This window comes from Lactobacillus sp. M0396 (assembly GCF_016101625.1).
GTDB lineage: Bacteria > Bacillota > Bacilli > Lactobacillales > Lactobacillaceae > Lactobacillus > Lactobacillus huangpiensis.
Map to the genome: position 1 here is coordinate 493,158 of NZ_JACFQE010000001.1, position 20,305 is coordinate 513,462.

The window sequence follows — 20,305 nt, forward strand, 5'->3', positions numbered from 1 at the left end:
CAACCTTTCTAATCTAATTTGTCTGGCTTTCTAGGTGTAATATGTGCACCTTTATTTTTTCTATAGGAAATACGTCCTCGTTTAGTTGGAAATAATTTACCATTTATGTCTGACCATAAACCAATATATGATTCATGTTTAAACAGAATCTGATTTTTATTAACGCTTTCGTTTTTCTTTCCATATTTGTCAATCAACGATTGAGCTTCAGCGGGAGATATAACCAGTTCACTTAATGGTCGTTTCCGACCCTTTTTATAGTTATTAAATTCAGGCGTATCCCTTACATGTTTATTATACTGCTCTGGATTAAGTTCGTTCCACTTATATTTACTTTTATTTGTTATGTATCTTGAAGCTTTATTTACTTTATACACTTTGACTAGATTTTTACGCTGATTATCTATTTCTTTTTGCCACTGTTTAAAGGTCATGTTTTCAACATACATACCTTTGCCCGTTTCAGGATCACGAGCCCACCTTTCAGAACTATCAGGTAATCCATTAATATATGGCATTGTGGTGCATCTACAATATGGATGTATTAAAGGGTAATTCAAGCCTTCTACTTTATCTTTTAAGTCAAAGACTTTTTCGTCTAAATGGGCACATTCTTCGCACGTATGAGACTCAAGTGTGGCTAAATATTGGTATTGCTCAACTCCTTCTTCTTTATAAGCTTCAGCTGTTGCAGTTTCTGCTACATGTCCCATTTCGGTAATGACCAACCGGTGTAATTGATAGTCTTCAACGTCCTTTAACCTTTGGCGCATCATTTTAAATAATTGCTCGTGGGAATGTCCCAACACGGTGCCGCGTAACAATGCATCTCCTAGCTCATTTGGTAACACTTCAGTGTAATTCTTCCAAATATGCTTTGAAAAATCACTGCCACGCCATGGACTATTCACAATTGCTTTTACCTGGTACTCATTTATGGTAGCAAAGTTGCTTGATAATTTAGCCTGCTCTAATTGCGTTAAATAGATGCTGTGCATGTATGTTTGCTGAAATTGGTTAGATAGACTATTCTCCATTTTATCGGTCTCTGAGGTCGCGTATTGAGCCAGCAAGCTAGTTAATTGCTCGTCTATGTTCTCCAAACGTGACAACTGACTTTGAAAATACTCAGCATCTAACTCTTTATCAAATCCGCCAGCCTTCGCCTTGGTTTCGAATTCTTTAAGTGTCATGTGCCAGTCACGTGTGCCGATGGTTGACAGTATTTTACGAGCATCTTTAATGGTTATCTCCTGATTAGCTGCATAACGTTTTAACCAATAATCAACTTCCTGCTCTAATACCTGCTCGACCTCTTTAAGCCTGGCTCGCATTGCTATTTCATATTCAGCAGTATTTTGAAGTTGTTGTTGTTTCTCATACAAAAAACGATGTTTCCAATAATTAACTTCTCTTTGCGTCTTCGTCATTATCTTCACCGCCGTTTAGGTTGTCAGGGTTACCAAATTGATCAGTTCGCTCCTTTAAATCGTCCTGTTGGTCTTTCATCTCTTGTTGCCAATCTTCAACTATTGGGTTAGCCTTAGCAATTGCTTCTTTGCTTGTCCAATTTGCCAGTTGGCTCACCACTTGCGCTTTTTCGACATCATTTTGAATAGCGGTTCTAGTCCAGGTTTGCTCAATAGGTCGACTATCAGCGTCTGGTACGTGTAGCCAGTTCATGATTGCTCTAACTAATTCGGTAAGTGCATCCCTAAAATAAGCTTCCGTCTTTGCAGCTTTCAACTCAAGGTGAGAATACAACATCTTAATTGCCGTACCCGTAGCATTGTTTGTTTTAAAGTCCGTTGGATCGATACCCTGGGCGTGTATAAAGATGTTAGTCTTAGTAGTTTCAAGCATTGAATTACGGGCTTCAGTTGGAATATCAATAGTCATTTGGTCAACGCCAGAGGCATCACCGCTGCCCAAATTTTGTAACTTAATGGCCTTATATTTTAGCAAGTTTTTTCTGAATTCATCAAAACTTTGACCACCATAGTTTTTTAGAATAAGGAAAACTTGTTGGATATCATCAAGGTCATTAACATAGCCATTATAGATTTTGTCATAAACATCAATTAAGCCTTTGTAATGGAACAAATCAGGTTGCTGCTCTTTGTTTTTAGGAAATGCAATAAATGGAATACGACCTAGACCATGATGGTTGACACTTGAGGTTCCCGTCTCAACACCTGTCGTTGCGTCATAGATGGTAAAACGATCATCCAAAGGTTGAAGATCAGTAAATTGTTCATCTCTCGACCTGAAAGCTGTAACTGTCTGATCATCCCAATATTCATGTACCCAATGATACTTGGCAGTATCTGGGTCTAATTCTTTGTATGAGCGTCTCAGTGCCACTAGCTTACGGTTTAAGTCAGTAGAATAGATTGGCGTTATCTGATCAGGTGGCACAATTGCATATCTGAATTGACCATCTGTGTCAATCCAATAATGTAGCCATGCTACTCCTGCATTAGCTGCATCTACCACTAGTTCATTAAGCCTCAAGCCGAAGTTATCACCCAGCGTATTTTTAATTTGTTGGTTGAGCTTATCGTCATCAACGTCTATTGTCGGTGGTTTAGTTGCTAGATATCCTGCTTCTTGGTCAACAAGCAATTGATGAAAATTAGAACTTACTCTGTTATCAGCAGCTCTAAAAGGGTTTTTGCTTTCCTTACCAGCATCTTCTTCTTTTGTTTTAGATTCGCCATTGTTCTTTAAAGTAATATCATTCTCGTTTAAATAATATCGTTTGGATGTACTGTATTTCGAAATAAACTCTGTCCTTCTTGCTTGCGTATTTTGCAGCAGTTTCTTCATTGAATCTACTTCCAAGGTTCGAAACCTCCTTTCTGTATCAATCTTTCTAGTGCATATCGTGTTGCGTCCATTGTGTGGTCATTACCATCTGGGTAGCCTGACTTATAGTTGCCATTTAAATCCAGTTCAAATTCATAGCCAGTAAATTCTCGCCACGCATCTGGACATCTTGCAGGATCAATGACTATCTCTCGTAAGTCTTCTAGCCACTTGTAACCGTGGTCACGTGATCCTTGACCTTTTCTAGCACCATAAATGTTTAAGCCTAAATCACGGTACTCTGCTATTGTTCCTGGAGATGCTGAATCAGCAATTACTGGCTCATTTAATGGATTACGCTTTTTAATCATTTCAACGGCATCTCTGTTTTTTAAGCCAACTCGCTCAAATTCATCGAAAATAAAAATACGGCGTCTAGCCGCATCCCAATATATTTTTACATAAGCTGTCGGATCGTGAGCAAAACCGAAATCCAATCCGTGATAAATTTTATCAAAGGTGGCAATTTCATCATCGGTAATGGCACGTGTCGTAATGTTGTTGAATACTTCCGCACCAGTACCAGTTACTTCACCTAGATATTCATGTCTGTATGCTTTCTCGTTGTCCTTTTTCAGCTGCTCTGCATCTGCTAAGAACTCAATACCAAGCCAAGACTTAGGCACAGAACGATAATCAGATAGGTTAACCAACGTATCTTTACGCATCTGTTCCTGATCAATTGCCTGATTAACCCAATTAGACTGCCTAGCAGGTGGATTGTATGAATAAAAGGTAATGATACCTGAACCACCACGCCCAAGAGACTGGTTAATTGAGCGAATTTCTTCCATGCCTTTAAATTCGGTTACCTCTTCAAAGTGTTTGAACTTCGTGTATCCCTGTCTAAAGGTTTGTGATTTGATTTTTCGTGGGTCGTCTGCACCCTTAAATCTAATCTGTTGACCAGTGGGCTTAAACGTCAACTGCATTGGGCTAACAGACGATTGCCAATATTCATCAACGTGCAATAAGTCAATTGCCCACAAGTATTGCTCAAATACCGAATCACGCAAGGTATTAGCCACTTTACGCAAGACAATCGCATTCGCATTCTTATCCTGCATCACACCTAGAACGATCATTATTGAAATAAAAGAGGACTTGGTTGAGCCACGTCCTCCTTTAAGCCAATAATTAGCATGTTTTTTGTTGTGTATGTCCCAAAAAAGGTTATAAAACGCAGGTGAGATGTTGTTCTTAAGACTTACTTGCATCTTTGTCCTCCTTTGGAACGTCAAAATTGATGTTTACTGTTGTGTCGCTGTCATTGTTTTGCTCTTTAAGCCATTCAAGCAGTTTATCACGAGCCTTAGTCTTGTCATACAACTCAATAGTCGCACCATCTTTGCCCTTGGTTATCTTCTTAATTAATGAAGTATCTACTTGGTCTTTATCCTTAAAATAAAGATAACTGTGGTGGATCGTGACCTGCTTGCCGTCAGCATCTAATACCGGCTTATCTTCAACAACGTTAGTGCTTAGCTCATGACCTTTGTTGTCTTTAAAGGTCTTTTTCGTCTTTTTCCTTTCAACAAGTTTTTCTGGCCAACTGCCAAAGTTAAGATAATTGCCAATATCCGCTTTAGCTTCCTTTGCAACGTCTTCAATTAGGTCTAATGGTTCAATTGCTAGTTCTTTCAGCTTCGCCTCACGAATGTTTTTTATCTGCTCTTGAATACTAGGTTTTGCTAATAGCTGCGAGCCACACACATTTGCTACTTTGTATCCACCACCGAATACGTTCAAGTAAGCTTGAGTAGCGTTGTAAAGTCTTAGATATTCAAGCACGAACTCTTTTTGTTTGTCTGGCAAATCGCTCTCATTTAGTTCTGAAATTGCTGCACCCGTTGGTGTTTTTGGGTGCACCCTTTTTGGCTTTTTAGTGCACCCTTTTTTTGCACCTTTTCTTACCCAGCCATATCGACTTCTCCATGACTTAACAGTGTTAAAAGATACACCATATTTTTCGGCAATATCCTTATACTTCATTCCAAGCTCATAATCGTGTTGCGCAGCTATTCTTTTCTCAGCATCAGTCACATCATTTCACCACCTCCTATATCTTTCTCAAACCATGAAAAAACACCTATGACATTAATCATCATAGATGTTAGACATATCCTGCAGGACTTGAACCCACATCTGCGGCTTTGAGGGCCGCCATGCTACCTTACACCAAAGACATAAAAATATGGACTACTGATAGGTCTAATCCTTGCATTAATATATTGACCACCATATCAATTAGTCCAAATTTGACACGCTCGCTTAATACCTAATATTAAACTCTAAAACATATTATGAATATCCTAAATAAACATGTATCAAGGTCTTGGCGTGTCTAGAGGGACGTTAGGAATCGAACCTAAAACTTGTGTTTCTTGTGTTTATACGATCGCCACATGCAGTTACATTACTGCCACGTCCCTATATTGCGGTGTCGGGAATCGAACCCGGCTACAACCATTACCGCGACTCTTGGAGGAGTATATTATAAAAAAAATAAAATTGTTGTTGCTAGTTTAACGTCGTCCCGGACGTAATAGCTATCAAGGATTATCCCTAATCTTTCGACACTATCATAATATAACGTAAATACTCCGCTCGGACTTCGCTCATTCTTCGCTCATTGTCCGCTTTTGGAAATTTTCCTTTTGCTCATCTTCAAAAATTCTCAAGTCTTCAATTGACGTATGGTCTCGTTTGCGATACAACTCCATTCGTTCTGCGAATTCAACCAAAGCCCTGTTCTTTAGCTCATAATATCGTGTTGCTTGATACCCCAAACGTTGAGCTATAACATAATTGCTAATATTTTTGATGTAAGACAAGTAAAGAATAGTTCCGTAAGGCTTGTCGCCTGAATTACTGCAACTGCTAATGGTGTGATCAACTGCTAAAACGCAATTTTCTGCATCAATATTAACTGCCATGCTTTCATCTTGATGGTTAACTCCGTTGTGTGCTGTAATTCCAGTTATATCCATTTTTGGACTAGACAAATCCGAGCGATGCTTGCCCGAAAGGTTCAAGTAATGATCAAAGTCATGCTCAAAAAAGTATTTAACATTTTGCGCTGTTCTGACTGTATCAATTTTGGTGCTTTTTAAAAAACTCAATTGAACAACTCCAATCATTACTATCAACCTTACTTTAATTTCTTTACAAAAACTTCTGAGTCATTGCCAGCTACCATGTACTTTTCACCAGGCTCTATATCACACCAATGATACTTCTTAACGATAAACTCATGTTGAGTTTTTCTCTTAGCTACTTCAGTATTCTTTGCTACAATTCCCCAATATTTTAAATTGCTTAAATTAACGATATAAACGTCATCGTATTTGCCCTTAAATATATCTCTGGGCTTAATTCTATAATAAAGCAATATCTTGTTTATTGTTGATCTCGTATGACCTAACTTGGTTGCGATTTCACCTACAGACAAACCCATTTTTACCATTCTTATAACTTCATCATCGTAATAATGTGGAGTAAACATCTGTCCAGTCGCATTTCTTTTCATTTTTAGCCGTGGCTCTGCCCCTGTTGCTTTGTGCAACTTTATCATTAACGGATTATCATCAGGTATTGCCAACGTGCCATACTTGTCCTCTATTTCATGAATAATGTTGTAAGGTATCTTAGCCACTTTAATCACTCCAAATCGCTGTTATCTCCACTCTTGGTTTGTCTGAATAATATTTATCCACCTTTAGCGACACCACCTGCTTATCGTCCCGATATAGTCCCTCATGCACGCATACTGCTTTATGTTGCACGTGGTCTAATTTCATCTTTGGATTTAAACCGTCTAGAATAATCTTTGCTATATTGTCGCTATCAGGCTTTTTGCTAGGACGCTCCTCACCATTAAGGCACCTTTCTTTGCGCTTTTTAGAGTATGTTTTAGGTATTTTAAAATATGCCTTGATACCTAAACTAATATCGGCTGAGATAGGCTTAGTAATGCCGTTTTTCTGCCTTACTGCTAAGGCACTGTATCTTACTTGTTCCTCATATTTTTGCGTAGTAGATGGAGTGTAAGTACTGACAAACTTGCCTCTACGTGCAAATCTCGGTCTTGCCTTTCCTTGAGGTTCACCAAGGACACCAAATACCACACTATGATAGTTTGATTTATCTTGCTGCATTAATTTGCATCACTTTCAAACTAAGCTACTTGCCCAATAACAGCTTTCCATGATTTTTCAAATTGCTTTTTGTCAAAGAATGGTTTTTCTTTTTCGTTACCATTTTCATCTACAATTAATGAATAGCCAGCGCTATATGATTCATTTCCTATAGAAAAATCCCATTGATAGATTGCAATAGCCTTTTCTACTATTACCATGCTGGATTCATCTTCACAATTATCTAATGACATCATTCTTGCAGTTGTAATATTAGATTTTTCTGCATGATTTTTTACATGCTTCCAAGTTTTTAATACACTCTTTTCACTAAAATATCTTTCCTTCGCATCTAACGCAGATTTTCCAAATGCTATATCACTTGCATCTCCGTCACCTAGTTCATATTCATTGTGAATAAAATATGCCTTCATCTTGCATCCCTCCTAAAATGGCAAATCGTCATCCGTTATGTCTATGGTATCGCCTGAACCGTTAAATGGATCCTGACTATTGTTGCCGTTATTGCTGTTGTTTGCATTATTGCCAGCGTTGTTATTCTGACGGTCTTTCTTTGATTCAAGCAAAGCAAAGTTATCAACAACTACCTCTGTTACATATACTTTCTTGCCATCTTTATCATCGTAATTTTTGGTTTGAATTCGTCCATCAATACCAACAAGTGAACCTTTAGATGTGAAATTACAGAAGTTTTCTGCTGCTTTGCGCCAAATGACACAGCTGATAAAGTCTGCATCTCTCTTACCTTGAGAATTGGTATATTGCCGATCAACTGCCAGGTTAAATGCTGTTACAGACAGACCACTTTTTGTTGTTCTCAATTCAGGATCTTTAGTCAACCTACCAGTTAATACTGCTCTATTAATCATTTTGAGCTCCTTTGATAAAAACTGACCATCTTGTATCCCCTCTTTTATCTCCTAAAATAGGCTTTTGACCAATAACGTTAAAAACTTTGTTAAACGGAATTTGATTATTAGACCATTTGAAAAGCAGAGTTCCTGTTGGCTTTAAAACTCTCATGCACTCGTCAAATCCTGCCTTAATGTAAGTTGACCAATCTTTAGGAAGGCACCCATATTTAAGTTTTAGCCAACTATTTTCACCTGCGTGAATTAAATGCGGTGGATCAAAGACTACTAGGTCAAATTCATCACTTTTGAATGGTAATTTTCTAAAATCAGCTATAATGTCAGGGCTGACAACTATATCTCTGATATATTGACGATCTTTGACCTGATCCTTTTCGCTACGATTGTCTATATATGTTGTATGTGGCTCATGTTTGTCGTACCAGAACATCTTAGAGCCACAGCATGCGTCTAGTATCTTCATTAATCTGCTTTCTTTTGCTCACTAAGTACCTGATCTATAGTCATTACTTTTCCATCATCCGTATATTCTCTTTTTTGCTGCATAGATAAAATATGGTTTTTGTTTATAAATAACTCACCTAACTCGCTTTCATCAACTTTTATATATGGTTCCTTTGTCTTAACTATTTCGAGCGCAATATCACCTAACACATCATATTGTGTCCGTCCATCATCCATTTTTATTATTGTTTTCAAATTACCACCCTAAACTTGTCCACCACATATATTTTTCAAGCACAATTGATCCAATTATTAGAATTAAGCCAATTGCAACTAATGCTATTGCAATAACTAACAGTAATTTACTTTCAGATTTGAGATTTAAAAGTATGTAGCCAATAACACCGAATATGAGGCCTAATATTTCGCACAAAAAATAAACTACTTTCATTAGTTTTGCCTCCCATTTTCATGTGGTAATTTTTGAAAAAACTCGTTTTCCTTCAAGTGATACTCAGGTGGCACATGCCCCACGTAGGTAACCTTGCCATTCTTATTCTTCCGATATACTGTTCTTGCCATTTTTAATCTCCTCAACTGTAAAAATGCTGTCTATATTGATCAACACATTACCCTCTTTAACATCTGTAATTTCAATTAATTTCTCATCATGCAAATTTGCGTCCCATATTAGTTTTTTAATGAAAGTGTAGTTTTCTTTTGTACCGTACTGAGTAAGGCCGTCATTCATTTTGATTGTTGTCATTTTGATCCTCCATTTTCTTGCCGTTCATTTTTTATTTTCCTTACAAATTTTCATAGAACTTAATCCATGATTTAGCGTTTTCTATATCGCTTTGATAATTCTCATCAGTAGCAGAAATTGAAGATTCTCTAATATAATCAAGTTTGTCTTTTCCTTTTATCCCCAGTAAATTAGCATTTTTGCTTACAATTTCTTTAAATTGCTTGTTATGATCTAAATTTAACGTTTGATACATTAGAAGCATTAGTTCCGTAGCAGCTATAGTTCTGCCATCTTCTGTATTGTCTATCGTTTCTCTGTCAGAACTCATTGGAATTCTGTTGCAAATAATTAAATAGATAGTATTAATTATTTTTGTCAGCATTTCAGTTTTTGTCTCGCCCTTTATATATGTGACAGATACACCGAAATATTCAGCTAATTTATGCAATGTTTCATTCTTTGGCTCTCTTTTGCCATTTTCGTATTAGCTAATAGCTTGCCTAGTAAGCCCAGTTATTTTTGCCAAGTCACCTTGACTTACTTTATTTAACTGCCGCAATTCTTTAATTCTGTTCATTTTGCTATGCCTCTATTTAAGGATGACTGCTAACTGCCATGCCTAAGCTGTATAGCGTGTTATCTAGCTCACTGATTTTATCGCTCAGGTCTTCAGCTCTTTCAGTTAATGTTACAAGATTGGCTGCAATGCAAAGCTGTGCCGCTGCAGATAATGATGGTGCATACCATTCTGCAAATTGACCACTTGGCACAAAATCTTGTTCAATGTAATTGAGTTCAGATTGAGCCACCTGTTTTAGTTTTTTTCGATATTCACGCTCTTCTTTGCTAACATATGGTGTATTGCCTTTTAGATACGTGGCTGTTACACCTAAACGCATTGCGATTTTTTCTAATTGCTTTTGATCAAAGCTACGATTTTCATAGTTATTTTGAAGCTGGCAAAATTCATCAACATCTACTCCAATTAATTTAGCCAACTCTTCTTGGCTAACGTTTTCTTTTTTGCATAATTCTTTAATTCGCATTTTTATACCTCTACATATTTTTGCTTATCAATTTATCTCCTTCATAAAATAGCCATTCATCATCTTTATAATTTTCAAGTTTATCTATCCATTCTTTAGCTTCGTTATAACTACCAAAAAGATAAGCATTACTTTCTTTCTTCAATAGGACAGCTCCTAAACTATCCGAAAGGATGTGTTGTCTAATTTCACTTAACCATCCTCTTTTTGTTTTATTAAATACTTTTACAGACATTTTTAATCCTCCATAAATTCCATCTGTTCTAGTATTGGTCTGATACCGTCTTTTGCCAAAATGTCGTAAATAAATTTCTTGCCTTTTTGAGTCCACTTCAAGTTGTTATGCATTCCCTGCTTATTGCCATTCTGATAAGTGAATGGCTCATATTGTGTATAGCCTCTATTGGCATAATTTCGATATACTACCCAAACTTTGCGATGACCACTGCCTTGCTGATAAATAATGCCACGTTTATGCAATTCCTGATTTAGCTTGGCAGCACTCCAACCGTAATCTTTGGCGATCTCTGTTGTTGTCATTAACCCTGGATTGCGCATTTGTGAGTTGAAGTAATCGACCTTTGGCTTTTGCTTTTCTAATTGCTCTGCTTGTTCGGTAGCTAATTTAAGAGCGCCTGCAAAGGTAGTCGGGATATTCCATTCCTTGTATACCATTTCAAATCGGCTTTTCTCTCGTTGCTTCATGCGGTTAAAAAGTGTCACGTATTCGGCAGTAAATTGATTGCCCTTTTTACCAGTAAGCTTATTAGCGACAAATTCGCAGCCTTGTCTTGTAAGTAAATAATTCCTGACTTCTTTGTTTTGTTTAGTACGGTAAGTGCTTGGAATAAACAGCTGATTAGGAGAAACCAATTTTGGATTCTCCTCAATATCACTGATATAGCCGGCAATATCTCTGCTTAAATGTGAATGTGATTTTCCAATCATATTAGCAACATCTCGACTATCTATTACTTCTTCACCATTAAATGTAAATAACTGAACGTCCTGCATTACTGTCACTTTCTTTCTCAATCTTTACGAAGAATCGATGTAATTCATCTAGTTTTTCTTTTTCTCGTCTGTCAAAGGCTCCAATGCCATTGACAACGTCATAATTAAATCTTGCTACTGCTCGTTTCTGGAACATCCTGTTATAGATGCTGTCCCAGTCACTAGCTATTTCTGTTTTCTTATTAGTCATATCTTTGGCCTTTTATCAACTATTTTTGAAAAATCGATAACCTTGCGTCTATCGCTTTCTTGCATCCGACTAACTAGCCGTGAGTGATAGGTTCTATACAACTCATCTAAACTAAGATTGGTCGTTGTAATAATTCGCTGATTACTCTCGTATATATCAAATATCGTGTCTTGCACAAAGCTGGTAGCCATATTGCTTGCACTTTCTGCTCCTAAATCATCAAGAACAACCAGGTTAGCTTTCCTGACTACATCGGTTACGTGCTTTGGTGACCAGATACCTGTTTTATCCTGAAACCAATTTTTCATCTCTCGGATTAGCTTATTAACGCTAATGAACAGACACCTAACCATTGGATCTGCATTGTCGTTAACTGCGTTAAGGATTGCCATAGCAAGATGTGTTTTTCCTGAGCCTGCATTGCCGTAAAAGATACAGTTACCTTTTGCATCTGGATATTTTAAATATCCTTCTGCTATTTTTTGTGCTCCGTTTTTAGCCAGGTATTCAAAAGTTTTAGGCTGGGCTTTAAAATTTTTAAAGGTGTAATTAAACACTTCATTCCTATCGACTAACGATTGCCGCTTAAGATAGCCTCTAGTTTGATTCGTTCTTAAACTTTCAGCCATCTTTTTTATCTGCGCCTGATTTTTCTCGTATTGACACTGTTCGCAGAACGGTTTCATTTTTTTAAAGCCGTCTAAGTAAACCAGGTGCACATGGTGTTTAGGACAAATCTGATCAGTTTTTCTTGTGCGATGTGCAATTATATTTACTGTCTTGCCATTAATTTTCATAGCTCCTCCAATCGTTTAAAAGGGTAGGTCATCTTCATCCACACCATCCATTGTCCCGTTTGCGTAGGCTTCTGCTCCAAAGCTTGCATGTGCTGGCACAATGGGCGCTCGCTCGTTCAGATAACTCTCAAACTTGGTACCAAATAACGTCTGTGGCCGCAGATATTTGCTCATTTTCTGGTCTTGCGACCAACTAGCCACCTTGTTGTCTATTACTCGCTTGAAGTCGTCTAGCTTGTATCCCTCTTTGACTCGTGCATCAATTAGTCGTTTGTTAATAGCAGAACTAGCTTTATATCTAGCGCCAATCTTGCCATTAAGATAATCAATGACATCTTTGTGTATGGACTCAGGTTCTGCGTCAGCTGAACTATCTATATCTTTATCTGTAGTATTATCTGTGTAATCTCTGGTATTGGTTTGCTCATTTTGATCAGCTCCATCTGATCTTTTTGAGCAGTTCGTCTGCTCATTTTGATCACATCGTCTGTTCATCAATTCATCTAACTTATCGGAATTAATTGAATACCATTTGGTTTTATCAAATCCTGCTTTATTAAAATTGCCTGTTTCGACTATTCCCATTTCTTCCAAATTAGTAAAAGTTCTGCGAATTGTTACCTCAGACCAGAAGGGAAAACTATCTTTTCTCCAATTTTTGTATGTGTTATAGATCCACCTTTTGCCATTAATTATTTTTGCTGATTTCGTATTCAGCCAATAATTTAATTGTTGAGCGACAATTGACTCATTCAGACCAATTGCACTCGCTAATTTCATGTCAACAATGATTGGATGCTTACTGTATAGCCATGTTGCTTTCATGAAATCACTTCCCTACTTCTGATGGTGAGCCAAGCCAGTTCTTGTACAATTTGCGATGGTAAATTTGAGAATATGCTTCTTTACTTTCACCACCTAAACTGTGTAAGGTAGCCGCACTATCTTTGTTTCCTGCCGTTGCCTCTGCTACTACTTGTACCAACTTAACTGAACCTTTAGAATCAGTAATTTCATATTCTAGCAACTGTTTGTCTGTTAATTGTTTAGCAGTTAGTGTTTTAGTCTTTCGAGGTGCTTTTTCTTTAGGTTTAGCTTTACTATCATCAGGACTTGGAAGATCTTCGCCTGCGTAAACGTTTAAGCCTAAGCCAGCTATTGCTAATGCTTTTACTAATGCTCTCTGTTGAGTTTTGTTGATGTCGAAATAGTTTGGGTTAAGCATTGGCTTATTGCGGTAATCCATTACAAATAATTTAGAACTATAGCTTTCGCCATTAATTGTTACTACTGCCTCAACTTCAACTCCTGCTGAAGTTTGACGATAGTCAACATCTCTGCCTGTTGCCTCCCAGCCATTTTTGGTTTGGACATATTCTGGAAATTCAGTGATTTTATAATTAGCATCTGGATATACCTGTTTAACCATGCCCCAAGCCATTGCCCAGCTTAGATAGTCGAGCTTACCTTTCTTTTCAAGTTTTGGCTTAACGTTGATTTCTGAAAGATTTTCGTATACACTCTTTTTATCATTACCATTTTCAGTCATCAGCATTACTCCATTTCTGTGCTAATCCTTGTTTATAGATTTCCTTAATCGCATCATCAATGACATTGTTAAGCACATTGATAATTGCTTCCTGTGTAGTTCCGTGATACCCTTCGGGGAAGCCTTGCTTAAGTCCTTTAAGCATATCAATTCCCTTTTTGGGGCTAGGCAATGTCCTTGCCTCATTGATTAATGCCGTGGTGTATATCTTGGCATTTTGATCAAGTTCATCTTCCCATTTGAGAAAGTCGTTCATCACAATGCCTCTCTTTCTTTGTCAGTTATTTCATGGCCATCGAAATAGAACATTGCTACTTCGTACCACCATTCTCCATCGGGGTCATCCCACCATTCAGAAAAGTCTTGTAGCATGTCCTCGTAGGTCCGCATTCCTCGTGGATTCTTTGGCGAGTAGCCAACTGCTTCAGTATATTTTTTTAGGTCATTCATTAGAAAAGCCTGCGCTACGACAAAGTCCCTTGCGGTGCTGTAGTCGCAGCCATATTCGCCATAGGTAGCTAAGCCACCATTTGCCTCTGTACCTACATATTCCATCTGTGTTATAATCTCCTTGTATTCTTTATACGTTTTCATTGAATACATGCCCGATTACGGTCGGGCTTTTTTTATGTTCCTGGGATGTATTCGGGTAAACTTAGGACGTAAATCGTTGATATTAGCCCAACAATTGCTACTAGCAATGATGCGATTAACCATCCTTTGCTTTTCGGGCAAGTGCCGAAACCTGCATATAATATGTGCTGCCATTCTTCTAATATCCTTTCTTTAAATTTTTGAATATGTAACATTATTTTCTTCTTTCTATCTTTGCCTTCACGTTCCCATCAGTGAGATAATTCAATAAAAGGAAGTGAAAACATGGAATTAAATTATGACCTTGTGAGAGATATACTTATTGAATATGCCCAAAGTGAACACGCTAGTGGTCCAACAGCTCAAGAACTAATAGTTTTTGCTGCCAAAAAAGAATGTTCATATGACGAACTAACATTTACATTAGCTAGAATGTATGAAGGCGGTCTTATTACAAACCCCCCTCAATTAATAGGCAATTCATATAAGATAACTGAGCCAGGTAACCTAACTTGGCAAGGAAATGAGTATCTTAATTCAGTTAGAACTCAAAACGTCTGGAATGAAGCGAAGAATAAAATTAAAGAACTTGGTTTAAAAGTGTCATTTGAAACAATAGCTTTTTTGGCCAAAAGTATTGTTGCTAAGAAACTTGGCCTATCTTAAACTCAGTTCCATCTATCCATAAATAGATACTCTTTGAAGTCTGATCTTTGGGCAATTGCTCCAAGATCATTTTTTTTAGTATCGAATTTGGATGTATTTCGCTATCAAGGTTATTTCCTAAATCAGCTCCTGCAATTAGCGGTACTCTTTCTCCAAATTGATCAAAGAAAAAATAAATATAATTAACTTCTTTCCTTTGGATTTCCATTTTTTGATTTCAGCTCCTTACTGTGGTAGTTTTGCATTCCAGTCAATTTCATTTCGATGCTTTTCCATCCATTCAGCTGCAGGCTTTTCAAAAATAATTGTTTTACTTCCCTCTTCAGTTCTTCGTGGATTAACAACCCAACCACCGTTTTTGATATTAACTTCTGGAAATTCATCAAAAATAAATAATCTAATCCAGTTTGGAGCTTTCTTACCACAGTATTTTTCGGAAAACTCTTTCATTTTTATTGTTCTTCCGACTAGAGATTCTGCGGGTACATAGCCTCTTTTTTTCATAATTTGATCGACGGCAGCAGTTAAAGTAGCGATTGGAATGGACAATTTGATGATGTCAGTCATTAACTAATCCCCCTTCTTATTGCCATTAATCCTTTTTCTGTATAAAGCCATTGGGGAACTTCTTTATCAGAATATTTTGATTTTGAGTTGCTCCACCGTCCAAATTCATTTTGCCCTGGCTGATTAGCTTTAAGATTTAAATTATTAGCAATTCGGCCAACTTTATTAGCTGATATTCCAAGAAATTTTCCAATTTCACCAGCTGAATAATATTTTTCTCTCATAATTGGAATTGTCATTTCCCCAGTTAATACTTCGGCACTTTTAGCAATTAGTGCTTGTCTAGATGTTTCTGAACTTGTTGCCATTGCCAGCTTATACAGCATATTTGCCTTTCTAGTAGCTGCATTATCTTCCATAATCGATAAACGTCGTTGTTGAACAAGTGAAGGATCATTATTTTTAATTGACACTCGCATATTAAAGTAGTTGTCAACTAATTTGTCGTATATATCCCACGCTTTGTCATCGTCTAAAATTTTGAGAAGTTTTGCATAGCCACGTTCCGATAAAAGATAGACGTGCTTAGTTCTATTGCTGCCAATTAATCCATTGTCTTCAGCAAATTTTCTAAGTGGCTCTGTCCCACTTAGAAAATCTATAATATCTACATTAGATTTAAAGCGATTTAAATTGTCATTGATACGCCTATTAATCTCTTTTAAAGGCTGGTTATGTATCTGAGCAATATCTTTAGCAAGCATTGCTTTTTTGTTCTTGCCAAATCCACCTTCAATACCAGTGAACTCAATTTTTCCAATGTGTTCTTTTCCGATAATTTTCAAATCATTCATGAACTATTCCTTTCTAGCTAAACTAAATAGATACTGTGTTGTTACACCTAGATAATCTGCAACTTTTTGCAAAGAATCTGCCCTTGGAACACTTTTGTTCCATTTACTAATCAATCCATTGGACAATTTCAAATCTTTTTCTATCTGATAAATTGATTTATCATTTTGATTAGCAACAATTTTTATTGCTGAATAAAGTGACATACCTTTCTGCTCCTTTCTAAAATTTTCTAAGAAAATACGCAATTATAATTGACTGTCCACCGAATATGTTCTATTATTAGGACATAATAAATAAGCTTTAAAGAACGGTATCGGCCATAGCATTTAAATTATTTTCGCGTATCTTTATGTACATTTAAATATTATCACCGATTATATTCGAAGTCAACAAATAAAAATAAATTATTTTCGGAGGATAACATGAAAAAAATAGAAAAATCTGCTAACTCACCTATATATGAGCGCATTCGCGATTTAGCACAGCAACATAAAATTAGTCTAGCAGAACTTGAAAGATCTTTACAATTTTCAAATGGAATAATTTCAACTTGGAAGTTTTCAAACCCTTCCATCGATAAAGTTAAAAAAGTTGCAAATTATTTTAATGTTTCGATTGATTATCTTTTAGGTAACGATAATAGCGTTGATCCTCAAGACCAACAAATTTTAGCAATGTTTAGGAAGCAAACGGATGGTTTATCTGCTGATCAAAAAAAAGAATTTCAAGAATCATTGAGTGATGTTCTAGGCTTTGTTAGAAAGTTTGTTGACAAGAAAAAAGGTGAAAACTAGTGAATTCGAGAAATTATGAATACTCTATGATACCTAGGGATGAATATGAACTCCTATTTACTGAAGCAGATAATATCATTTTTTATGCAGCTAAAAAATATAATATAGATAAAACTGAAGTCAGATACGACAACACAATTAATTTCTTACTTTCAGCTTTTCCAAAACTAAATTCATTTTGTTATTCAGCAAAATCTAACCCAGCTTCACTTTTTATGTTCAACACTCTTTTATCCGAAGACCTGAATTTAAATATTAAGTGTCAATACAATTTAAATGAAAGCGAACCATTTGTTAATATAGTTGGCGGTTTTACTACATTCACTGAAGTTGGGCCTATTCTTTTTTTAAATGCTAGTCCTAATCAAGTCTACCAGCATATTATCTTTACAATAGCGCATGAATTGATCCATATATATAAAGCAAAGACAGATGAAGAGTATTATCATGCTGCTGCGCTTATTAATAGAAACAAAGCTATAGGTAGTAGCTATCCAGTCGAACTACAGCCAATTGAAGATCAGACAAATGTTCTATCTTCATTAATATATGTTCCCAATTCTTCGTTAGATATTAATATACTAAATAATGATTTTAATGAATTATGTCTTATCTACAAAATGAGTAAATCGGCAATGCATAATCGCTTGTTTAATTATTTTTACTATGAGCGTGGTTTTACATATGAATTTTCAAAAAAAGCTGTTTTTTCATTTAGAAATTGCAATTCTTTAGAAATTGGTATGATCAGAGACACTATATCTAATACATATAGCAATTTATTTTCATTACCTTTTTAGACAAAAGTTTCAATAATTCAAATATAAACCAATCTAGCATTCCCGATCGGATGTTAGAAGATGCATATCGTCTATTTAAAAAGAATGATGATTTGGTCTTTTAAATAAAAAACCGCTATGTATTGTTTAACATAGCAGTTAATAAGTTTAGTTAACGCCCAATTTATTATTTTGGGTTTTGAATTTTCCTAGCTTATAATCTTTTTGACCTATTTTTGCACCTGATACACCTTTAGTAGCTTTCAATGTAACAGGAATTTTATTACTGTCAAGGCTGTATGAAATTACTCCTTGGAGTTTACCACCCTTTTTAATTGTTTTGTTTTGATTGTCAAGAAGCTTTCCAGCATAGTTCATTGGTGTTGGTCCTACTTCTAATTTTCCATCTGTATTTTTATTATCTTGATAAGCATTGAATACTGCTAACCAAGCAGTGGTAACGTCGATTTTCTTTTTACTTTTATTATTAACTATATACTCAAATGCAATTTGATTTTTTCCTTTAGGTTGGGCTTTTCTAAAAAACTTAACTTTGGTGATGGTAATTTTCAAATCACGTATATTTGCTGTTTTACCATCGAAATAATATTTTGGCTTTGGCTTAACTGCTTCTGTTTTAGGTTTACTGTTAGTTTTACTATTAGATGAACCAGAACAACCTGCTATGGAAAGAGCTGTTAATACAGCAAACGATAGTGTAATTATTTTTTTCATTTTTACTCCTTTTATTTCTCTTACCTAAATCAATAATAGTTTATATAAGTATTGTATTAAATCAAATCGAAAAATAAAAGTTTGACTTTGTCCAGCTGCCAGTGACAAAAAACCTAAGACAAAATAGTAAACAAAAAAGCTATTAAGAACCCATCTGGAAAACTAGTTCTTAATAGCTTAAAAACAACAGGGTTATGCCCTTTTGCATACCCTATTATAGCATAGGAGATAAAATTTAAAATGTCTTATATTAAAAAGCGTGGTAAATCTTGGCAGGCTCAGGTATCTTGGTACGATGAGCAAAATAAACGCAAATACAAGACTAAAAGCGGCTTTGCTACCAAAATGCAGGCTAAAAAATGGGCTAATGAATTTGAAGTAGCCAAAGATAAAAATTTAATATCAGATCAAGATCCAACTTTTGCTGAATATTTTGACGAGTGGTACAAGCGTTATAAAGAGCCAGGTAAATCCAATAGCACAAAGAGACGCTATCGTAGAGCTTATGATCTAATTAAAGAAAATTTTGGGAATATAAAGCTGTCTAAAATGACCAGGGCACGTTATCAAGACTTTTTTAATTCATATGGCAAAACACATGCTAAAGTAACAGTTCAGAAAACAAACGGAACAATTCGTAGCTGTGTGAAAGATGCCATTAGTGAAGGATTAATTCCAACCAATTTTACTGATAGAATCAATTTAACGTGGAATTCTGAACGGACACGTAAAATCGACTATTTAAATTTTAAGCAAGTTCAAAAACTAAAAGAGTCATTACTAGACGGTTTAAATACTCGTTACACCAGCAGATACATGTTATTAACCATTATCTATACTGGAATGCGTCCTGGTGAAATAAAAGTCTTAACATGGCATGATATTGATTTTAAAAATAAAACAATAACAATAAATAAGTCATGGGATTACGATAATAAAAATATTGTAAATTATGACTCAAATGAAATTAACAAGAGTACAAAAAATATTTCTTCTACCAGAATAATTAAAGTTGATCAAAAATTACTTGAGATTTTAAGCACATTAAAAGTAAATAACCATGAAAGAATTTTTATTGACAATAGAGGAACCATTCCTACTTCAAATGCTGTAAATAAAACTCTTCGTCAGCATTTAGCAAAAATCGGTATAAATAAAAAAGGCTTCCATTTTCACAGTTTACGTCATACTCACGTAGCATTATTATTATTCAAGGGAGTTGACCTATATTCTATTTCTAAACGCTTGGGACACGCAAATATGAGTATTACGGCAGGTGTTTATGCCTACATGCTTGATGAGCTGAAACAAAAATCTGATCAGCAAATTGTAAAGATACTTGACGAAATTTAGAAGCATGGCGAACTTTTGGCGAACATAGGTAAGCAAAAAGCCCATAACATCAACTATTATGGGCTTTTATTTACGGAGTGTGAGAGATTTGAACTCTCGATACAGGATTAACCCATATACATGATTTCCAATCATGCTCCTTAAGCCACTCGGACAACACTCCAATTTAAACTCCGGCTGTCAGACTCGAACTGACGACATCTTGATTAACAGTCAAGCGCTCTACCAACTGAGCTAAGCCGGATTGCTAAAAAGCACGGCAGCGTCCTACCCTCGCAGGCAGTCTCCCACCAACTACTCTCGGCGTGAAGAAGCTTAACTGCTGTGTTCGGCATGG

General features: G+C 36.0%; 33 protein-coding genes, 2 tRNA genes and 1 pseudogene. 4 read left to right on the forward strand and 32 right to left on the reverse strand.

Annotation, left to right across the window (positions count from 1 at the left end):
• Positions 1–8: 8 nt before the first annotated feature.
• The 25 genes and pseudogenes from H3T43_RS02390 to H3T43_RS02500 form a co-directional block, all read right to left on the reverse strand.
• Positions 9–1,430, reverse strand: a complete 1,422-nt coding sequence (locus tag H3T43_RS02390; protein ID WP_198212272.1) for a minor capsid protein — start codon at positions 1,428–1,430, stop codon at positions 9–11.
• The gene (locus tag H3T43_RS02395) at positions 1,405–2,844 is read right to left on the reverse strand and encodes a phage portal protein (RefSeq protein ID WP_198212274.1); all 1,440 of its coding nucleotides are present in this window, start codon (positions 2,842–2,844) and stop codon (positions 1,405–1,407) included. Before H3T43_RS02395 ends, H3T43_RS02390 begins: the two co-directional genes overlap by 26 nt.
• Positions 2,835–4,085, reverse strand: coding sequence for a PBSX family phage terminase large subunit (locus H3T43_RS02400; RefSeq protein WP_198212276.1), 1,251 nt, complete (start codon positions 4,083–4,085; stop codon positions 2,835–2,837). Before H3T43_RS02400 ends, H3T43_RS02395 begins: the two co-directional genes overlap by 10 nt.
• A complete protein-coding gene (locus tag H3T43_RS02405) occupies positions 4,069–4,911 on the reverse strand; it encodes a terminase small subunit (protein WP_198212278.1) in 843 nt (280 codons plus the stop codon). The genes H3T43_RS02400 and H3T43_RS02405 overlap by 17 nt, the downstream gene beginning before the upstream one ends.
• Before the next feature lie 575 nt (positions 4,912–5,486).
• Positions 5,487–5,990: an ArpU family phage packaging/lysis transcriptional regulator gene (locus tag H3T43_RS02410; RefSeq protein ID WP_198212280.1), complete on the reverse strand. Its 504-nt coding sequence runs from the start codon at positions 5,988–5,990 to the stop codon at positions 5,487–5,489.
• A 29-nt stretch (positions 5,991–6,019) separates the two neighbouring features.
• Positions 6,020–6,523 carry a hypothetical protein gene (locus H3T43_RS02415; RefSeq protein WP_198212282.1) on the reverse strand — a complete coding sequence of 168 codons (504 nt, stop codon included), beginning with the start codon at positions 6,521–6,523 and terminating at the stop codon, positions 6,020–6,022.
• Position 6,524: 1 nt separating this feature from the next.
• On the reverse strand, positions 6,525–7,025 hold the full coding sequence (locus H3T43_RS02420; protein ID WP_198212284.1) for a RusA family crossover junction endodeoxyribonuclease: 501 nt from the start codon (positions 7,023–7,025) through the stop codon (positions 6,525–6,527).
• A gap of 20 nt (positions 7,026–7,045) precedes the next feature.
• On the reverse strand, positions 7,046–7,438 hold the full coding sequence (locus H3T43_RS02425) for a hypothetical protein (protein WP_198212286.1): 393 nt from the start codon (positions 7,436–7,438) through the stop codon (positions 7,046–7,048).
• Positions 7,439–7,450: 12 nt separating this feature from the next.
• Positions 7,451–7,894 carry a single-stranded DNA-binding protein gene (gene ssb, locus H3T43_RS02430; RefSeq protein WP_198212288.1) on the reverse strand — a complete coding sequence of 148 codons (444 nt, stop codon included), beginning with the start codon at positions 7,892–7,894 and terminating at the stop codon, positions 7,451–7,453.
• Positions 7,887–8,360 carry a class I SAM-dependent methyltransferase gene (locus H3T43_RS02435; protein ID WP_198212290.1) on the reverse strand — a complete coding sequence of 158 codons (474 nt, stop codon included), beginning with the start codon at positions 8,358–8,360 and terminating at the stop codon, positions 7,887–7,889. The genes ssb and H3T43_RS02435 overlap by 8 nt, the downstream gene beginning before the upstream one ends.
• Positions 8,360–8,596, reverse strand: coding sequence for a hypothetical protein (locus H3T43_RS02440; RefSeq protein WP_198212292.1), 237 nt, complete (start codon positions 8,594–8,596; stop codon positions 8,360–8,362). Before H3T43_RS02440 ends, H3T43_RS02435 begins: the two co-directional genes overlap by 1 nt.
• A gap of 1 nt (position 8,597) precedes the next feature.
• Positions 8,598–8,792, reverse strand: coding sequence for a hypothetical protein (locus H3T43_RS02445; RefSeq protein WP_198212294.1), 195 nt, complete (start codon positions 8,790–8,792; stop codon positions 8,598–8,600).
• Positions 8,792–8,923: a hypothetical protein gene (locus tag H3T43_RS09520; protein ID WP_255534800.1), complete on the reverse strand. Its 132-nt coding sequence runs from the start codon at positions 8,921–8,923 to the stop codon at positions 8,792–8,794. Before H3T43_RS09520 ends, H3T43_RS02445 begins: the two co-directional genes overlap by 1 nt.
• Positions 8,895–9,107: a hypothetical protein gene (locus H3T43_RS02450; protein ID WP_198212296.1), complete on the reverse strand. Its 213-nt coding sequence runs from the start codon at positions 9,105–9,107 to the stop codon at positions 8,895–8,897. Before H3T43_RS02450 ends, H3T43_RS09520 begins: the two co-directional genes overlap by 29 nt.
• A gap of 40 nt (positions 9,108–9,147) precedes the next feature.
• The gene (locus H3T43_RS09350; RefSeq protein ID WP_232350245.1) at positions 9,148–9,417 is read right to left on the reverse strand and encodes a hypothetical protein; all 270 of its coding nucleotides are present in this window, start codon (positions 9,415–9,417) and stop codon (positions 9,148–9,150) included.
• An 87-nt stretch (positions 9,418–9,504) separates the two neighbouring features.
• Positions 9,505–9,666: pseudogene (locus tag H3T43_RS09355) on the reverse strand (helix-turn-helix transcriptional regulator); the annotation flags it as partial.
• A 16-nt stretch (positions 9,667–9,682) separates the two neighbouring features.
• Positions 9,683–10,135, reverse strand: a complete 453-nt coding sequence (locus H3T43_RS02460; protein WP_198212298.1) for a helix-turn-helix transcriptional regulator — start codon at positions 10,133–10,135, stop codon at positions 9,683–9,685.
• Between the two features lie 10 nt (positions 10,136–10,145).
• A complete protein-coding gene (locus tag H3T43_RS02465) occupies positions 10,146–10,370 on the reverse strand; it encodes a hypothetical protein (RefSeq protein ID WP_198212300.1) in 225 nt (74 codons plus the stop codon).
• A gap of 2 nt (positions 10,371–10,372) precedes the next feature.
• Positions 10,373–11,149: a Rha family transcriptional regulator gene (locus H3T43_RS02470; RefSeq protein ID WP_198212302.1), complete on the reverse strand. Its 777-nt coding sequence runs from the start codon at positions 11,147–11,149 to the stop codon at positions 10,373–10,375.
• Positions 11,121–11,339, reverse strand: coding sequence for a hypothetical protein (locus H3T43_RS02475; RefSeq protein WP_198212304.1), 219 nt, complete (start codon positions 11,337–11,339; stop codon positions 11,121–11,123). The genes H3T43_RS02470 and H3T43_RS02475 overlap by 29 nt, the downstream gene beginning before the upstream one ends.
• On the reverse strand, positions 11,336–12,136 hold the full coding sequence (locus H3T43_RS02480; RefSeq protein WP_198212306.1) for an ATP-binding protein: 801 nt from the start codon (positions 12,134–12,136) through the stop codon (positions 11,336–11,338). Before H3T43_RS02480 ends, H3T43_RS02475 begins: the two co-directional genes overlap by 4 nt.
• A gap of 15 nt (positions 12,137–12,151) precedes the next feature.
• Positions 12,152–12,961 carry a conserved phage C-terminal domain-containing protein gene (locus H3T43_RS02485; protein ID WP_198212308.1) on the reverse strand — a complete coding sequence of 270 codons (810 nt, stop codon included), beginning with the start codon at positions 12,959–12,961 and terminating at the stop codon, positions 12,152–12,154.
• Between the two features lie 4 nt (positions 12,962–12,965).
• The gene (locus H3T43_RS02490) at positions 12,966–13,685 is read right to left on the reverse strand and encodes a DUF1071 domain-containing protein (RefSeq protein WP_198212310.1); all 720 of its coding nucleotides are present in this window, start codon (positions 13,683–13,685) and stop codon (positions 12,966–12,968) included.
• Entirely contained in the window at positions 13,678–13,941 is a 264-nt protein-coding gene (locus H3T43_RS02495) for a hypothetical protein (RefSeq protein WP_198212312.1), read from the reverse strand. Before H3T43_RS02495 ends, H3T43_RS02490 begins: the two co-directional genes overlap by 8 nt.
• A complete protein-coding gene (locus H3T43_RS02500; RefSeq protein ID WP_198212314.1) occupies positions 13,941–14,240 on the reverse strand; it encodes a hypothetical protein in 300 nt (99 codons plus the stop codon). The genes H3T43_RS02495 and H3T43_RS02500 overlap by 1 nt, the downstream gene beginning before the upstream one ends.
• Before the next feature lie 324 nt (positions 14,241–14,564).
• Here H3T43_RS02500 and H3T43_RS02505 point away from each other — a divergent pair, with 324 nt between their 5' ends.
• Positions 14,565–14,945: a DUF2513 domain-containing protein gene (locus tag H3T43_RS02505; RefSeq protein WP_198212316.1), complete on the forward strand. Its 381-nt coding sequence runs from the start codon at positions 14,565–14,567 to the stop codon at positions 14,943–14,945.
• On the opposite strand, the gene H3T43_RS02510 is transcribed toward H3T43_RS02505, so the two are convergent.
• From H3T43_RS02510 to H3T43_RS02525, 4 genes are read right to left on the reverse strand one after another with little or no spacing between them, the layout of a single operon-like run.
• Entirely contained in the window at positions 14,923–15,153 is a 231-nt protein-coding gene (locus tag H3T43_RS02510) for a hypothetical protein (RefSeq protein ID WP_198212318.1), read from the reverse strand. The two genes, H3T43_RS02505 and H3T43_RS02510, sit on opposite strands and share 23 nt — an antisense overlap.
• Positions 15,154–15,170: 17 nt before the next feature.
• On the reverse strand, positions 15,171–15,512 hold the full coding sequence (locus H3T43_RS02515; RefSeq protein WP_198212320.1) for a DUF771 domain-containing protein: 342 nt from the start codon (positions 15,510–15,512) through the stop codon (positions 15,171–15,173).
• Positions 15,512–16,306, reverse strand: a complete 795-nt coding sequence (locus H3T43_RS02520) for an ORF6N domain-containing protein (protein ID WP_198212322.1) — start codon at positions 16,304–16,306, stop codon at positions 15,512–15,514. Before H3T43_RS02520 ends, H3T43_RS02515 begins: the two co-directional genes overlap by 1 nt.
• Positions 16,307–16,309: 3 nt before the next feature.
• Positions 16,310–16,510: a helix-turn-helix transcriptional regulator gene (locus H3T43_RS02525; RefSeq protein WP_198212324.1), complete on the reverse strand. Its 201-nt coding sequence runs from the start codon at positions 16,508–16,510 to the stop codon at positions 16,310–16,312.
• Between the two features lie 219 nt (positions 16,511–16,729).
• Here H3T43_RS02525 and H3T43_RS02530 point away from each other — a divergent pair, with 219 nt between their 5' ends.
• On the forward strand, positions 16,730–17,101 hold the full coding sequence (locus H3T43_RS02530; protein ID WP_198212326.1) for a helix-turn-helix domain-containing protein: 372 nt from the start codon (positions 16,730–16,732) through the stop codon (positions 17,099–17,101).
• Positions 17,101–17,901, forward strand: coding sequence for a hypothetical protein (locus H3T43_RS02535; protein ID WP_198212328.1), 801 nt, complete (start codon positions 17,101–17,103; stop codon positions 17,899–17,901). Before H3T43_RS02530 ends, H3T43_RS02535 begins: the two co-directional genes overlap by 1 nt.
• Positions 17,902–18,048: 147 nt before the next feature.
• Here H3T43_RS02535 and H3T43_RS02540 read toward each other — a convergent pair whose 3' ends face one another.
• Positions 18,049–18,615 carry a DUF5067 domain-containing protein gene (locus H3T43_RS02540; protein ID WP_198212330.1) on the reverse strand — a complete coding sequence of 189 codons (567 nt, stop codon included), beginning with the start codon at positions 18,613–18,615 and terminating at the stop codon, positions 18,049–18,051.
• Between the two features lie 240 nt (positions 18,616–18,855).
• On the opposite strand from H3T43_RS02540, the gene H3T43_RS02545 reads away from it, so the two are divergent.
• On the forward strand, positions 18,856–19,968 hold the full coding sequence (locus tag H3T43_RS02545) for a tyrosine-type recombinase/integrase (protein WP_198212331.1): 1,113 nt from the start codon (positions 18,856–18,858) through the stop codon (positions 19,966–19,968).
• 73 nt (positions 19,969–20,041) lie between these two features.
• Here the strand turns inward: H3T43_RS02545 and H3T43_RS02550 are convergent.
• Positions 20,042–20,131: transfer RNA gene (locus tag H3T43_RS02550), tRNA-Ser, on the reverse strand.
• Between the two features lie 8 nt (positions 20,132–20,139).
• A tRNA-Asn gene (locus H3T43_RS02555) sits at positions 20,140–20,212 on the reverse strand.
• Positions 20,213–20,305: the final 93 nt, after the last annotated feature.